At 52.9% G+C, this 15,088-nt stretch carries 16 protein-coding genes; 9 read left to right on the top strand and 7 right to left on the bottom strand.

Annotated elements, in window-relative coordinates:
- Positions 1 to 5: 5 nt before the first annotated feature.
- The 3 genes from mutS to KJB30_RS05350 form a co-directional block, all read right to left on the bottom strand.
- Entirely contained in the window at positions 6 to 2,618 is a 2,613-nt protein-coding gene (gene mutS, locus KJB30_RS05360; RefSeq protein ID WP_214296914.1) for a DNA mismatch repair protein MutS, read from the bottom strand.
- A 31-nt stretch (positions 2,619 to 2,649) separates the two neighbouring features.
- Entirely contained in the window at positions 2,650 to 3,735 is a 1,086-nt protein-coding gene (locus KJB30_RS05355; protein WP_214296913.1) for a class I SAM-dependent methyltransferase, read from the bottom strand.
- Positions 3,736 to 3,825: 90 nt separating this feature from the next.
- Positions 3,826 to 4,596 carry a DNA-binding protein gene (locus tag KJB30_RS05350; RefSeq protein WP_214296912.1) on the bottom strand — a complete coding sequence of 257 codons (771 nt, stop codon included), beginning with the start codon at positions 4,594 to 4,596 and terminating at the stop codon, positions 3,826 to 3,828.
- Between the two features lie 97 nt (positions 4,597 to 4,693).
- Between KJB30_RS05350 and queC the strand changes: the two genes are divergently transcribed.
- The gene (gene queC, locus KJB30_RS05345) at positions 4,694 to 5,371 is read left to right on the top strand and encodes a 7-cyano-7-deazaguanine synthase QueC (RefSeq protein ID WP_214296911.1); all 678 of its coding nucleotides are present in this window, start codon (positions 4,694 to 4,696) and stop codon (positions 5,369 to 5,371) included.
- A gap of 29 nt (positions 5,372 to 5,400) precedes the next feature.
- Here queC and KJB30_RS05340 read toward each other — a convergent pair whose 3' ends face one another.
- Together KJB30_RS05340 and pta are read right to left on the bottom strand one after the other, a co-directional pair.
- Complete coding sequence (locus KJB30_RS05340) at positions 5,401 to 5,748, bottom strand: hypothetical protein (protein WP_246545520.1); 348 nt, start codon at positions 5,746 to 5,748, stop codon at positions 5,401 to 5,403.
- Positions 5,749 to 5,833: 85 nt separating this feature from the next.
- Entirely contained in the window at positions 5,834 to 6,838 is a 1,005-nt protein-coding gene (gene pta, locus KJB30_RS05335) for a phosphate acetyltransferase (RefSeq protein ID WP_214296910.1), read from the bottom strand.
- A gap of 257 nt (positions 6,839 to 7,095) precedes the next feature.
- Here pta and KJB30_RS05330 point away from each other — a divergent pair, with 257 nt between their 5' ends.
- Positions 7,096 to 7,875 (top strand): SDR family NAD(P)-dependent oxidoreductase, encoded by a 780-nt coding sequence (locus KJB30_RS05330; RefSeq protein ID WP_214296909.1) that lies wholly within the window; start codon positions 7,096 to 7,098, stop codon positions 7,873 to 7,875.
- Between the two features lies 1 nt (position 7,876).
- Here the strand turns inward: KJB30_RS05330 and KJB30_RS05325 are convergent, their stop codons facing one another.
- Positions 7,877 to 8,050 carry a hypothetical protein gene (locus KJB30_RS05325; RefSeq protein ID WP_214296908.1) on the bottom strand — a complete coding sequence of 58 codons (174 nt, stop codon included), beginning with the start codon at positions 8,048 to 8,050 and terminating at the stop codon, positions 7,877 to 7,879.
- 286 nt (positions 8,051 to 8,336) lie between these two features.
- On the opposite strand from KJB30_RS05325, the gene KJB30_RS05320 reads away from it, so the two are divergent.
- Positions 8,337 to 9,464: a WD40/YVTN/BNR-like repeat-containing protein gene (locus KJB30_RS05320; RefSeq protein ID WP_214296907.1), complete on the top strand. Its 1,128-nt coding sequence runs from the start codon at positions 8,337 to 8,339 to the stop codon at positions 9,462 to 9,464.
- A gap of 396 nt (positions 9,465 to 9,860) precedes the next feature.
- Here the strand turns inward: KJB30_RS05320 and KJB30_RS18395 are convergent, their stop codons facing one another.
- On the bottom strand, positions 9,861 to 10,157 hold the full coding sequence (locus KJB30_RS18395) for a Fic family protein (protein ID WP_214296906.1): 297 nt from the start codon (positions 10,155 to 10,157) through the stop codon (positions 9,861 to 9,863).
- Between the two features lie 441 nt (positions 10,158 to 10,598).
- Between KJB30_RS18395 and KJB30_RS05310 the strand changes: the two genes are divergently transcribed.
- From KJB30_RS05310 to KJB30_RS05285, 6 genes are all read left to right on the top strand, one after another.
- The gene (locus KJB30_RS05310; RefSeq protein ID WP_214296905.1) at positions 10,599 to 11,531 is read left to right on the top strand and encodes a pirin family protein; all 933 of its coding nucleotides are present in this window, start codon (positions 10,599 to 10,601) and stop codon (positions 11,529 to 11,531) included.
- A 221-nt stretch (positions 11,532 to 11,752) separates the two neighbouring features.
- Positions 11,753 to 12,847 (top strand): putative NPN-dependent ornithine cyclodeaminase, encoded by a 1,095-nt coding sequence (locus KJB30_RS05305; protein ID WP_214296904.1) that lies wholly within the window; start codon positions 11,753 to 11,755, stop codon positions 12,845 to 12,847.
- Positions 12,848 to 12,869: 22 nt separating this feature from the next.
- Entirely contained in the window at positions 12,870 to 13,760 is an 891-nt protein-coding gene (rocF, locus tag KJB30_RS05300; RefSeq protein WP_214296903.1) for an arginase, read from the top strand.
- Between the two features lie 80 nt (positions 13,761 to 13,840).
- The gene (locus KJB30_RS05295) at positions 13,841 to 14,266 is read left to right on the top strand and encodes a pyridoxamine 5'-phosphate oxidase family protein (protein ID WP_246545519.1); all 426 of its coding nucleotides are present in this window, start codon (positions 13,841 to 13,843) and stop codon (positions 14,264 to 14,266) included.
- A 116-nt stretch (positions 14,267 to 14,382) separates the two neighbouring features.
- Positions 14,383 to 14,625, top strand: a complete 243-nt coding sequence (locus tag KJB30_RS05290; RefSeq protein WP_214296902.1) for a DUF6364 family protein — start codon at positions 14,383 to 14,385, stop codon at positions 14,623 to 14,625.
- Positions 14,622 to 15,044, top strand: a complete 423-nt coding sequence (locus KJB30_RS05285; RefSeq protein WP_214296901.1) for a PIN domain-containing protein — start codon at positions 14,622 to 14,624, stop codon at positions 15,042 to 15,044. The genes KJB30_RS05290 and KJB30_RS05285 overlap by 4 nt, the downstream gene beginning before the upstream one ends.
- Positions 15,045 to 15,088: the final 44 nt, after the last annotated feature.

Here is a 15,088-nt window from a genome sequence, read left to right as displayed (position 1 = left end):
AGCCCTTAAATCATTTTTTTCAGTTCGTCGAGCAGGTTGAGTGCTTCCAGGGGAGTGGTGACAGAAAGATTCAGTTTCTTCAACCGCTGACGCAAAAGATCTTCGTTGCTTTCAAACAAAGTAAACTGCGGAGAAGCTTCGGTGGATTTGGTTTTGCGGCTCTTGGCCAGGCGGGGAGCACCTTCTTCGTACTCGCCTCGTTCCAGATTATGCAGAATTTCTTTTGCGCGCTCGATCACGTCACGGGGCATGCCTGCAAGACGAGCCACCTGTATGCCGTAGGAGTGTGAGGCGCTGCCAGGGACGATGGTGCGCAGGAAGATGACCTGGTCGTTCCATTCCCGTACTGCAACGGTGTAATTCTTAATCCGTTCCCGTGTTGTCGCCAGTTCGGCAAGCTCATGGTAATGGGTGGCGAACAGGGTCCTGGAGCGGCAGGTGGGGGTGTCGTGGATAAATTCGGCCACTGCCCAGGCAATGGAAACTCCGTCAAAGGTGGAGGTGCCCCGGCCGATCTCGTCCATCACGATCAGGCTGCGAGGGGTGGCGTTGCGCAGGATACCGGCTGCCTCCATCATCTCCAGCATGAAGGTTGACTGGCCGCGTGCCAGGTTGTCTCCGGCACCGACACGGGTGAAGATGCGGTCGGCAATACCGATGCGGGCCGCAGCCGCAGGCACGAAGCTGCCGGCTTGAGCCATCAGCGTGATCAGTGCAACCTGGCGCATGTAAGTTGACTTGCCTGCCATGTTGGGACCGGTGATCATCAGGATCTGATTTTCAGCGCCATCCAGTCGGGTGTCATTGGGCACGAAACGCTCACCCAGTTTCATGCTTTCGATGACCGGATGTCGTCCGTCAGTGATTTCGATGCTGTCTGACTCATCCACCTGCGGCTTGGTATAGCCGCGCTCGTCAGCCACCAGTGCCAGTGAAACCAGTACATCGAGTGACGCCAGACCATCGGCTGTGCGGGCAATGCGTCCTGATTGGGCTGCCACCTGCTCGCGGATTTCCTGAAAGAGAGTGAACTCGAGCTCGCAGATACGATCCTCGGCTCCCAGGATTTTTTCTTCGTAGTTTTTCAGCTCCTGGGTGATGTAGCGCTCAGCATTGGCCAGTGTCTGGCGACGGATATAATCTTCCGGTACATTGGCGAGGTTGCTTTTGGTAATCTCGATCGAGTATCCAAAGACCTTGTTATAGCGAATCTTGAGTGAAGATATGCCGGTGCGGGCCCGTTCCTGGGCCTCCAGCCGTGCAATGAATCCCTTTCCCTCCCGGCTGATGGCGCGCAACTCGTCCAGTTCCTCATTGTACCCGGTGGCGATGATGCCCCCTTCGCGCAGGGAGAAAGGGGGACTTTCGACAATGCCGCGCTCTATTAAATTGCGGAGTTCATCCAGCGGGTCTATTGCCGTGCAGAGGGAGCGTAGCAGGTCGCTCTGCAGTGGCGCCAGCAGGTCCACCAGAGCCGGAATCCGTTGCAGGGAGTCGTGCATGGCGCGCAGGTCCCGACCGCCGGCACTGGCCATGCCGATGCGTCCATTAAGCCGCTCCAGGTCTGCAATGCCCTTCAGCTGTGCAACCAGTTCTTCCCTGACTCCAGCCTGTTCCAGTAGTTCTTCCACTGCGTAGAGACGCTGCCGGATCGGCTCCAACCCCACCAGAGGATAGCTGAGCCACTGCTTAAGGCGTCTGGCCCCCATGGAGGTGGAGGTTCTGTCCAGGCAGCCCAGCAGAGAACCATTTTTCTTGCCTTCGGACATGGTCGCTGTAATTTCAAGATTGCGGCGGGTGGCAGGGTCCAGGGCCAGATGTTCTGAGCGCTGGTAGACCTTGATCTCACGTATGTGGGGAATGGCGGATTTACGATTTTCCCTTAGATAATGCAACGCCGCACCGGCAGCAATCAGCCCCCACGGCATCTGTTCCAGCCCCAGTGATTCCGGAGAAGCCGCACCGAACTGGTCGCAGACCAGCGAGCGAGTATAGTCTCTTTCGTAGACCCAGGCCGGAGCGCGGGAAACGATTTTATCGGTCACAAAATCCCGCAGGTCTGCCGGCAGGGTTTCCAGCTCCACTCCCTCGCCAAGCAGAATTTCCCGGGGATGTACACAGACAGCCTCTGCGGCTGCTGCCGGTCCTCCGTTCAATTCGGTGACGCGGAATTCACCGGTGGAAAGGTCCAGCCAGGCAATGCCCCACTGATCTCCTTCACCCTGACAGAGAGCCAGGAGGTAGTTGTTTTCATCCGGAGCGAGACTCTCGGCTTCAATCAGCAGGCCTGGCGTAATAACCCTGACCACTTCGCGCCTGACGATCCCCTTGGTCTGCTTGGGATCCTCCACCTGCTCGCAAATGGCCACCTTGTGTCCGGTCTCGATCAGTTTTGCAATATATGGTGTGACAGAATGGTACGGAACGCCACAGAAAGGGATTTCATCGCCGCTGCCCTTGTTTCGGGAGGTCAGGGTAATGTCGAGGATGCGCGCGGCAATCAGGGCATCATCCAGGAACATCTCGTAAAAGTCCCCCATGCGGAAAAAGAGGATCGCATCCGGGTATCCGGACTTGATCTCCAGGTACTGGCGCATCATGGGGGTTTGCTCTGCCATTTGTACATGCCTCTGTGGGTAGTGTGGTTCATTAAACGCGGTACTGTAGCAGAAACGACCCTTGTATGTAAACTTCTACTGCTCGTTGATCATCAGCCGAAAGGGAGTTCCAGGGAACAGGGCGGATGAACCGTCGTAGGAATTTTTTCTGGCTGAATCCCAGTGTGGGCATGTGGTGACCCAGACGAGGGGCAATGGAGAGCGGAGTCAATTTCCAGGGCCTGATACTCTCGGTCAGGCAAGGATTGAGCATGACGTGGGACTCACTGCTTGCACAGGGGCCGGTGGTCTGTTTGCCCAGATAGAGGATGAAGTTGCCGGGGGAAGTGCGCTCTGTTTCCAACAGGCGAATACGCTGTACTTCCAGGCTGACATTCTCAAGAGCACCATGATGTGCAAAAAGCAGTGGTTGCAGGCCTGACTGAGCTACCATCTGCATGAACTCATTGATGCGGTAGGTCGTCACCCTGGGATGCAAGAGGCTGTCCGCAAGCCCTGCTTCAAAACCTGCTTCGGGTGATGTCTCTGCAAAGCGGTGCAAGCGGGAATCTGGTGCCGCACGTTTAAGCAATCCTCGCACGGTGACCGGATCAGATATTTTGAGGAGCCTGAAGGCCCTCCTGATGGATTCCTCTTCCCTGCGGGCATAACGACTGTAGACCATTACCCGCAGGATGCCTCCTTTCGCAAGCCGTTGAGCAAGGGCTTGCAGGCCCGCTGCCGGATCTTCCAGATGATGCAGGACACCATAGGCATCAATTAGTGAGAATTCTTCCCCAGCTACCTGAGGGTCAAGCAGGTCCCCCGCCTGGCAGGTGACATTCAGTCTTCCGTGCAGTAGGCAGTGCAGGCGGGCCCGCCGGAGACTGGGCCGTGAAAGATCCAGGGCAGTGATCGGAACAGCGGGGTTGGCTACGGCAAAAGGATAGGGGCTAAAACTTCCGCATCCGGCAATCAGGATTTTTTTGCTTGCTGCAGGCGGCAGTACACCATTGAAGCGGGCCCAGAGTGCGTCAAGGTTGAGAGCATAGGTGTCACAGTGTCGCACTGTAGCAATCAGCGGATAATGGGGATAGGGGTATATTTCGTAATGGCGGCGGAGGAGGGTGTCTGTCATTTCAGAGGTCTCTGCTTGAACATGTCTGTGAGAATAACAAAAGCCCCTCCAGGGGGAGGGGCTTTTGTTGTGTGTCAGCGATGAGGATGGTTATTTCTTGAATTTGGCATTTTCCACGATGGCGTTGTATTTGTATCCGGCGCCGAAGTCCTTGTCTTTTGCAAGTGTACCGGTAACGGTGATTACATCGCCAATGTTGGCTGTCTCATCTGAAGTGCAGACCAGGTTGTGGTTGGCTTTTGCCTGGCTGCCGGTACCGTCCTGAATATGTATCCAGTTTTTGCCCATGATGCCGCTGGAAACCTTGACCACTTTTCCTTTTACAACAACCTGTTTCTTGTCAAGCTTTGCGCTGTTGCCGAAAATTCCTTCCACTGTGTAGGCATTGGCTCCGGTTGCCTTGGGAACGGAGATTTTTTCTTTTGCAGTGGCAGCACCTTTGCTGCCGGGAGAGGCAGCCTGTTTGGAATCTGCAGCCTTGGCAGCGGTCCCTGAGGCAGCAGCAGTAGTGCTGGCAACACCGTCGGAGAAGATGATGGAGTCAAAGGTGCGTTTCAAGCTCTTGCTCTGGAAATTAGCCATTTCCATTCCAGGCTTGAAGGCGATTTTGTCGCCAACTTTAATGGGTGTTTCACCTACGGCAACCCAGACTTTTTTACCGTCTTTCTTCTCCAGGAATACATAGCTGTATCCGCCGCTGTTCATGGTTTGCAGCACTTTTCCGGAAAGAGGTTCAGTACCTTGGGCTGCGGATGCCGCTGGTGCCGCTGCTTTGCCAGCCATGCTGGGCATCGCAGTTGCTACTGCAGCGGTGGTAACTACTGTTGCAAATGTAATTGTCAGGAGGGTGTGCTTTTTCATGAAATCCCCTTTTTTGAATTTACCAGCTTCGATTTTCTGATACTATCACGAAAAAAAGTTCCCGGTCATCCTAAAAAAACCTTCAGAAGAGGTATTCATGCAACCCAAAGCAGTCATCCTTTACAGTAGCGGACTCGATTCCAGTACCTGCCTTGCAATGGCCATCCGCGACGGTTTTGCGCCCTATGCCATCAGCTTTGCTTATGGCCAGCGTCATGGCCACGAACTGCAAGTGGCCAAGGCCAATGCCAAGCGTCTGGGTGCGGTGGAACATCTGGTGGTGGAGTTTGATCTCAGGATGATGGGAGGCAGCGCTCTCACTGCTGATATCGATGTGCCCAAGGAGGGGGTGGGGAACGAGATTCCGGTGACCTACGTGCCGGCCCGCAACACCATTTTTCTCTCATTTGCCCTGGGATGGGCTGAAACGTTGGGTGCCTCGGATATCTACATCGGGGTTAATGCTTTGGATTACTCCGGCTACCCCGACTGCCGCCCCGAATACATCGCCGCATTTGAGACCATGGCTAATCTGGCCACCAAAGCCGGAGTGGAAGGTGGCGGCGGCTTCCACATCCACACCCCGTTGATTGCCATGACCAAGGCCGAGATCATAAAGGCCGGCGTTGCCCTGGGGGTGGATTATGGTCTGACTCACTCCTGCTATGATCCTACACCGGAAGGCTTGTCCTGCGGTCGATGTGATTCCTGCCGGTTGCGCTTGAAGGGATTCAGCGAGGCGGGATTGAGCGATCCGCTGCCGTATGCCGATTAACAGCTTGTTCAACAGCCTCTTAAGATGAGCTAGCTGCCGGTGAAGAACCGCTTGAAAGAATTCCCCAGGTTCCTGAACCAGTCGCCCATGGTTTTTCCTGTTTTTTTAGCTGCCTGGCCGGCTTCCCTGGTTTCCTGTTTGATAGTCTGCCCCGTATCCTTGCCGATCTTTTTGGCCCCCGTGCCGATCTCTTTGCCCCCTTCCTTGAAAGCCTGACCGATCTCCTTGCCTCCTTTTTTGGCGGCCTTACCGGTTTCGGTGCCGATCTTCTTCAGCCCCTGCCCGACCTCCCGGATACCTTCTTTGGCGGAATCAGCAGCCGCACAGGGAAGAGCCAGGGCCAGAATCATCATTATTTGTACGAGGGTGGTAACCATTCCTGTCTCCTCAAGGCTTGCAAATGAAGAAGGCGCACCCGATTCGGATGCGCCTTTAATTATACAGCAATCAAACTGATTCCTACTACCCTTGGGCAGCCTGTACGGCAGTGATAGCGGTGACATTGACGATATCATCGATGGAGCAGCCGCGGGAAAGGTCGTTGACCGGCTTTGCCAGACCCTGGATGATGGGACCGACAGCCTCGGCACCTGCAACACGCTCTACCAGTTTATAGCCGATGTTACCGGCATCGAGATCAGGGAAGATCAGAACATTGGCCTTGCCTGCCACTGGGCTGCCTGGTGCTTTTTTCTCGCCAACCTTGGGGAGCAGGGCAGCATCAGCCTGCAGTTCTCCGTCGATCAGCAGGTCGGGCTGGATCTGCTTGGCGATTTCCATCGCTTTGAGCACCTTGTCGCAGTCGGGATGGGTGGCGCTTCCCTTTGTTGAGAAAGAGAGCATGCCCACCCGGGCTTCCACATCAAGGAATGCCTTGCAGTTGCCGGCCGTTGCCACGGCGATCTCAGCCAGAGCCTGGGCATCGGGATTGGGATTCACGGCGCAGTCTGCGAACAACACAATGCCATTTTCGCCAAAGCTGGGGGTCTTGGTGACCATGAGGAAAAATGAGGAAACGGTCTTGATGCCTTTAGCAGGACCCACGGTCTGAAAGGCAGCCTTAAGCACATTTCCGGTTGTCCCGGTTGCCCCGGCTACTTCTCCCCCTGCATCGCCGTTGCGGACCATCATGCCGGCGTAGTAAAGGTTATCCTCGCCAGTTAGCAGTTTCCGGGCCTCATCGGCTGTTATACCCTTACTTTTGCGCAGTTCAACAAAATCGGCAACATATTGCTCCAGTTTGGGCGATGTCGCCGGATTAAGCAGTTCCACACCGGTCAAATCGACCCCTTTGGCGGTCGCCTCGGCCTGGATTTTTGCAGGGTCACCCAGAATGATGATCTTCGCCAGTCCTTCCTTGACGATCTTTTCGGCTGCAAACAGCATGCGCTCGTCGTAACTCTCCGGCAGCACCACTGTCTGCAGGTTTTTCCGGGCCTTCTCCTTGATCTGATCCACAAGATGCATTCTGTTTTCCTCCTTGTGATGAAAAGTAACAATGGGTTTTGCTGTGTAAAACAGAGTTTATCCTTATAGGCGAAGTTGGGGGATCGGTCAACAAAAAATGCCAGTATAATCAAGCTTTTAATGATACTGAAATTGTTAAAATATGAATTAATTTCAGCCGTCAGCTATACTTTTGTGTGAGGGCAACCTGGAGCAGTCGGTCGCCTTCGAATGTAAATACACTCCGATAGAGCTGCATTATCACGATGGAGGTATCTATGACTGACGGCACAAGGCTGGCCGGCAAGGTGGCAGTTATAACCGGGGGAGGGCGTGGGCTGGGACGGGCCGCCGCGCTGGCCTTTGCTGTACAGGGGGCATCCGTCGCGGTCGTCAGCCGCACGGAAGGCGAACTGGTAGAGGTGGCTGACCTGATTGGCCGGGCGAGATGTCTGCCCCTGGTGGGGGATGTGGCGCTGGAGGAAACGGCGCGGCGCGTGGTGGCGGCCACGGTGGAGCGTTTCGGCGGGATCCATATACTGATGAATAATGCGGCCGTGGTTGGGCCATTCCGGCGGTTAGGGGATGTGAGCGCTACGGAATGGGATGTCGCCCTGGGGATCAATCTGAAGGGAGCCTTTCTTTTGGCCCGGGAGGCGATTCCCTATCTGAAGAGAGTCGGCGGGGCGATCATCAACGTCACCTCCAGTCTGGGAAGCTCGGTGCTCTCCCCCTTCGGCATGTACTGCATCGGCAAGGCCGGCCTGAACCAGCTGACCCGCATGCTGGCACTGGAACTGGAGCAGGATGGCATCCGCGTAAACGGACTCGATCCGGGGGTGATAGACACCTCTATGCAGGAGCAGATCCGCGCTGCCGGACCCCAGGCTCTGGGCACCCATACGTGGCAACGCTTCGTGGATTTCAAACAGCAGGGCGCACTTGATCCCGCCACGAGAGCGGCGGCCCTGGCCGTGTTCCTGGCTGCACCGCCTCCTTCGGTTAACGGAGAGATCGGCAATGCTTCCCACTTCGCCTCCTTTGGATTCAAGGGTTAAATCACCCGGGACCGGGGGCTGGGGATTGGGGATTGGTTTGTGCCATTCCTGGTTCCAGGTCCCACGTCCCACGTTCCAGGATACGTAATATCCCTTCACCCCCCAGGCCGATAATGGTCACCTCTTCACCGGTCCTGCCCAGTTTCCTTCTGGGAATATCACGGCCTCCTCCCATGTCGTTCGTTCTCCAGCAAGTGTACCGGCAGTAAAACATCACTTCAAGCTGTGCCGCATATGGGATTTTTTTTCTCACGACATTCCCACACGCTAATCATCGCAATGCTTCTTACTTACTTATTTCGGCAGTTAAGCTGGTACTCTGGCAGGAAGAACTTGGTGAAGGTTATCAAGAGCAAGCTGGTCATGGAGAGCAGCAACATTAGGGTAGAGGAGGAACAATGAGATTTACTGAGGAAATATTAGAAATTGTGTTATTCGTGTAGTCATTTTAAGATCCATGGGTGGTGCTGGTTGTCTGGCAAAGCCTGCGGGTTCTTCATGATCAGGGTGATTCCAAAAGTTCACGCGCACGTGCAAGCAAACATGCAACTATAAACAAGTTTTCATTTCCACTTCTCTTTATTTATCATCTACCCAAAAGGCTTATCTTGAAAACTTTATTTATTCCTATATTTATGATTCTTTGTCTCTGTGGTTGCTCAGGTGATTCTGAAAGTAAGCTAAGCAAATGGAAACAAATCGGCCTTGAGGAACAGGCCTCATTTAACTTAACACAGTTACCATCGAATAATTCTATTTTCGCTACTACTTATGATGGTGTTTACAAAAAAAATATAAAAGAGTTGAATTGGAATAAAATATATAATGGTTTTACTGTGTTCTTTGCCATTTATCAGGATGGTACTGTCCTTTATACCGGATACCCAATAAATGGAACATTGTCCGGAAAATTTTTAAAATCAACTGACGGAGGTAATTTTTTTGAAGTCTTAGAACCATTTGGGTCTGGAATAACTTCAATTGTTATAGATCCAAGAAACAAGGAAGCTGCTTACCTTAGCGCTGAAAATAACGGAACTTTTTCAGGTGGAATTTATAAAACAAATGATGGCGGTAATAGTTGGAATAAAGTAGTTGACGCTGAAAGCTATACTCTTGCAATTTCAAATGATGGAAAAATGATTGTCGCCGGAACTAACGTAGGTATTCTGAAGTCTTTTGATGATGGCTTAACGTGGGAATCTATGGAATTTGGACAACGGATTCGCTCCGTTTATCTCCATCCTTATAACAATTCTATAGTGTATATTTTAGCATACGATGGTGGTTCCACTCGAATATGGAAAACAGTAGACAGTGGCATGAGTTGGAATCCTTTGAATAAAGGTATTAGTGAATCAATAGAAACGCTTGCCATTGATTCTAACGATCCTCAGACAATATATGCAGGAGGAGGACTCCAAGGTACTTCCATTGGTAATAATTTTTTTAAATCTGTGGATGGAGGTGGGAGTTGGACTCTTATGAATGAAGGTATTGAAGGACTTATGATCTATTCAATAGTAATAGACCGCGCTGACAATCACACTCTCTATGCTGGCACATCTCGCGGAGTATTTAAGCGATGAAGGATTTTGCCACTAATTTATTTCATACTGATTCTTCCACCATTCCCACCGTACAAATCGGTGCTAATGAAGTTAGGGCACTTAACCTTCAACCAATCGGGTCATGCCTGATCCAGCTGCTCCTGCCGGTTGCCTGTTCAGCAATTCAATCACGTCCTTAGCATAAAAAGTTCTGTACCTCTGGTGTTTTTCCCGCTGTACCAAAATTCCCTTTTCTTCTAAAAGAGTCAACGCCGCACTGGCCGACGGGAAGGAAATACCAAGAGCATCCTGGCTTTGTGCGCTGTCAAAACTGGGGTTCCAAGCATAGTTTGGGAAACTTGTACAAAACAGACTGGCGACGCAGCCCAAGTCCCGTCACAATTTCTTTCCACTTCCGGAGGATTGCTCCTAGCCTTAGCACCGTGCTGATAGACTCCTGGACAGCAGCATCGACATCAATTGCGAAAAACTTGATCCACTCTGCTCATTTCCCCTGGAGTTGCACCCTGCCAGCGTGTCGTAATATTCTCTCTGATTATCCTTCAAATAGCCTGACAAATAAACCGGCGGATAACCTTCCGCATCCAGCATCAATGGCAGGAGGATACGGCCTACCCTCCCATTGCCATCGAAAAACGGATGAATCGTAACGAAGCAATTGTGTAATTTAAAGTTCCCGGGGTTCTGGCTACCACTGTTAATGGTCAGCATTGACCCTGCCTGCGGTAGCGCTTCGTAGGGAATAACTCCGCTGATTCGCTTCAACTCCGCTTAGCGACGTCCGTTCCCTGAGCGGAGTCGCAGGGAACTTACTCAGAAGCCGACTGCTGATCTGCTGGTGGTGAAAATTGCAGCTAGACGTTCGGCGATGGTGTGGGCAATCCATCTCCGATGGCGCCATTGTTAGCACCGGATGTTCAGAACCTGCTGTCATTTCATTGAGTTGTTTTCTCGCTACTTCCGCTGAGATGGTACAATTGACAAAATAGTTGCGAGAAAAAGTTTCGCCAGCCTTGTGGTTCATCTCTTTAGGATTAGCTTGGGGCCAGAGGTTTCGTCCTCCAGAACAATTTAAATCTGCTCTTCCGCTACTGGCATCCTTCGGGAGAAAAAGAATAGGCAAGCAACCGAGAAATAGCACAGGAGAAGACTATGACTTCAGTACGAACAATCAAAAAAGTTTCCAAAAGCAGGCCGACGGTTGAAGGGGCGGGAGTTCATCTGAAGCGGGCCTTTGGCTATTATCAGGTGCCGGAATTTGATCCGTTTCTGATGCTGGATGATTTTCATTCCGATGATCCGCAGCACTACCTGAAGGGCTTTCCCTGGCATCCTCACCGCGGTATAGAAACCATCACCTACATGTTCAAAGGGCGTGTGGAACATGGGGACAGCATGAAAAACAGTGGTGTCATCGAAGCGGGGGATATTCAATGGATGACCACCGGCAGCGGCATCATTCATCAGGAAATGCCTCGTGGTGATAAGGATGGTGTCTTGTGGGGCTTCCAACTCTGGGCGAACCTTCCGGCTTCCCACAAAATGATGAACCCGCGCTACCAGGGCTTTGGCGCGGCAGTGATCCCTGAATTTACCCGATTGGACGGGGTCGCGATCAAGGTGATCTGCGGTGAGGTCGACGGGGTGAAAGGTCCGGTTTCTGATGTGATCGTTGATCCGCAGTATCTGGATGTCAAAGTGCCGGCGGAGACAACCTTCACCCATCCCATCAGGCAAGGCTATACCGCATTTGCCTATGTGGTGGAGGGGGAGGGATATTTTGATCCGCAGCGGGATGCCTATGGCCATGAAGTGGTGGGGCAGAACTACTTTGATTTTGAGCGCAGGAAATGTGTCTGCTGTGCCGAAGACTTGGTGCTCTTCGGTGATGGAGATGAGGTGGTTATCACCACCAGGGGAATTCCGGTTCGCTTCCTGCTCATCTCGGGCAAACCGATCGGTGAGCCGGTCGCCTGGTACGGGCCGATCGTGATGAACAGCCAGGAAGAGCTTCAGCAGGCATTCGCAGAGCTGGAGCAGGGGACATTCATTAAGGACCGACAGGTGGATGTTACGGAGGGATAGGTACTTCGTGAAACTTAACAGCCAGAGCATCTAGTGCGCTGTAACATCTAAAACCCCCTCCCTAACCCTCCCCCTCCAGGGGAGGGAACACGCTCCTCCCTCCAGCGGACCCACAGGGCCTAAAGGGGGAGGTTGGGAGGGGGGAAGCCGTGGTGCGAAAAATAAGAGTTACACGGTACTAGAACTGGCTTTCCGGCTGATTCCACGACAGGAGGAACAAGATGTCACTCTGGCCGCGCTACTGTCCACCGGACTTTTCCATTCCGGAGCTGGTACATGCTCCCAAGGTCACAACGAAACCAGCGCCGCTCGATGGAGTGGCTCCGCTGGATTTCCATGGGACCTCAAATCATCCGGAGTATCTTCATCTGGGGAATGGGAACTGGCTCCTCATTGCCGAGAGCCGCATGGATGGGGTGGTCGTGCTGCGCGACGGCGCGGTGGAGGTCGTGGAAGCCAGAAGGCTCAAGAAAGGGGATCCGGTTGTCGTGGGGCGAACCGAGAACGGCGAGGAGGGCATTTACGTCCACCCCTATGGGTTCGCTGTCCCTGAGGTTGTTGATGATGAAAAATTTTCCTTCCGCACCCGGGGCACCCGTGAAACCCCCTTCTCCCGCTCCTATGACGATCTTTACCAGGTCCTGCGCCACGACCGGGATCACGGCCACATCGTGTGGGTGCTTGGGCCGGCGGTCGTCTTTGACAGGGACAGCCGCAGCGCCATGCAGGGGCTGATCGAGAATGGGTACTGCCACGCTTTGCTGGCAGGGAATGCGCTGGCGACCCACGACCTCGAGGCGGCATTGTTCGGAACCGGTCTCGGGCAGGACATCTATACCCAGAAGCTCGCACCACATGGCCATTACAATCACCTGGAGATCATCAACCGCGTGCGGCTGCACGGCTCCATAAAAGCGGCCATTGCAGCGCTGGGGTTGTCTGACGGCATCATCTGTGCCTGTGAAAAGTATGGCATTCCCTACGTCCTGGCCGGTTCGATACGGGATGACGGACCGCTCCCCGAAGTAATTACCGATGTGTGTCAGGCTCAGGATGCCATGCGGAACCAGGCCCGACGCGCCACCACTGTCATCGCCGTGGCGACCCAGCTCCATTCGATTGCGTTTGGTAACATGCTTCCCGGTTATCGGGTACTGCTTGGGGGGGAAGTGCGACCGGTATTTTTATATCTCGTGGACATGAGCGAATTCAGCGCCGACAAGCTGGCCAACCGCGGCTCCGCCCAGGCCCAGGCGATTCTCACCAATGCGCAGGACTTCATGGTGAATCTCTTCAATAACCTGCTGAAGGAGTGATCGTGGAGAAGGCGAGGGTAGCGTGAAAAAAACGATCCGGCTGATAGGGGTGCCGCTTGATCTTGGGCAGGCACACCGTGGAGTAGACATGGGTCCCAGCGCCGTGCGCTACGCAGGGCTGGCGATGCGGTTGAGGAAGCTGGGGTATGAGGTCGAGGATTGCGGCAATCTTTTTGTACCGGTTCGGGAGATTCTTGAGAAGGAGCGAGACCTTCACTATCTCGCTGCCATAACGCGGGTATGCAAGGCTGCCTATCACGCGGCGCGTGAAGCGGTGGAGCAGGGCTTTATTCCCGTTTTCATCGGCGGAGATCATTCGCTGGCCATGGGCACTATCGGCGGCATTACCCATCATGAGCCGGCAGGGGTGATTTACATCGATGCCCATGCCGACTTCAACACCCCCAAGAGCTCACCCTCCGGCAACATCCATGGAATGCCGCTGGCTCATCTGCTGGGTGATGGTTACAGCCGGCTTGTTAATGTGGGCAGGAAGGGTGCCAAGCTGAAAGTAGAGGATCTGGTGCTGATCGGTGTTCGGGAGATCGATCCGAAGGAGCGACTCCGGTTGAAGGAAAAGGGAATCACCGTCTTTACCATGCGCGACATCGATGAACGGGGCATGGGGAACATTGCGAGGCAGAGTCTCGACTTTCTGGGGCACCATGAACGGATCCATGTGAGTCTCGATGCCGATGTCCTTGATCCTATAGAAGTTCCCGGCGTAGGTACCCCCTCACCCGGCGGAGTTTCTTATCGGGAAGCACAGCTTCTTATGGAGATAATTGCTGATAACCGAAGGCTTTGTTCCCTGGACATTGTTGAAATCAATCCGATCCTGGATAGTCGCAACCACAGCGCGGTGGTGGTATGCGAGCTGGTTGCTTCTGTTTTCGGCAAGAGCATCTTGTGACAGGTTTGTTCATCCGGAATTACTGCAATAAACCAGCATAAATTGCACAGCAGGCGGACGGTGGTATTGTGGAGGTAAGGATGATCAATTTCCTGAGGGGGCACATCATGCTCAGCGAAGAGATTCAGCAATTCATAAGAGTTGTCCCACTGGCAGTTGTGGCCACCACTGATGATACCGGCATTCCCCATCTGGCTCTCGGCACGGATCTGAAGCACATTAATGGCGAGCTGGTGTTTGAAAACTGGTTTTGTCAGACGACCCTGCAAAACGCGGCTAGAAATCCATGGGTGGCAGTGGCGGTCCTGAAGCAGGACATTGGAACCGGCTATCAATTTATAGGCAAGATAGTCAACACGGTGGACGCTGCGATCCTGGATGGTTACACGCCAGGCGAGGAGGCGCAAGGTCAACCGCAGGTTCTCACCCGCCTTGTGGTGCGGGTGGAGGAGGTACTGGCTTTTTGCAGCGGGTTGCACAATGATCTGCCATTGAAACTGAAATAGTTTTTTTCATGCGATAACACTTCTTTGGCGGGTTGCAAAGCCAGATTGACACTAAAAACCAAGTGACGTATATTGATATTTATTATATACGTCACTTGGTTTTTTTGGGAGGTGCCATGCAAACGAAACTTACTCTTCGTCTTGAGGATCAGCTAATTGAGCAAGCAAAGTCTTACGCAGCACAAGCAGGAAAATCAGTTTCCCAAATAGTTGCGGAATACTTCAAATTGCTTACATCTCAGAAGATCAATCCAACCCCACCTTCAACGCCAATTACCCAATCTCTTCGAGGACTTTTGCGGGATTCAAAGCTTGACGAAAAGGATTACAAAAAATATCTGGAGGAAAAGCACCTTTGAAATTACTCCTGGATACCAACATAGTTCTTGATGTGCTCATGGACCGGATGCCGTTCGCAGATTCCGCGGCTGAACTATTTTCCAGGGTGGAAGATGGGACCATTATTGGGTATCTGTGTAGCACTACAATAACGACCGTATATTATCTTGTATCTAAAGCGTTAGGTGGGCCAAGGGCACAGGAAGAAATAAAGAAGCTACTGAGTCTGTTTGAGGTGGCGCCTGTTAACAGGCTTGTTCTCGAAGCTGCTCTTGTTGCTGATTTTAATGATTTCGAAGACGCCGTGATTCACGAAGCAGCCCGGCATGTAGGAGCTGAAGCCATCGTAACGCGCAACCAGAAGGATTTCAAAAACTCACGGATATCGGTGTACTCTTCGGATGAAATGGCTAAAATACTTGCTTCTCAAAGTTATTGAAAGAGAAGGCTAAATTGATACTAGAATGCCCGGCATGATGCGAT

Origin of the sequence: Pelotalea chapellei (assembly GCF_018531195.1) — a bacterium.
Lineage (GTDB): Bacteria > Desulfobacterota > Desulfuromonadia > Geobacterales > Pseudopelobacteraceae > Pelotalea > Pelotalea chapellei.
Note: the sequence above shows the minus strand (reverse complement) of the source record. Positions and strands in the feature narration are given on the sequence as shown.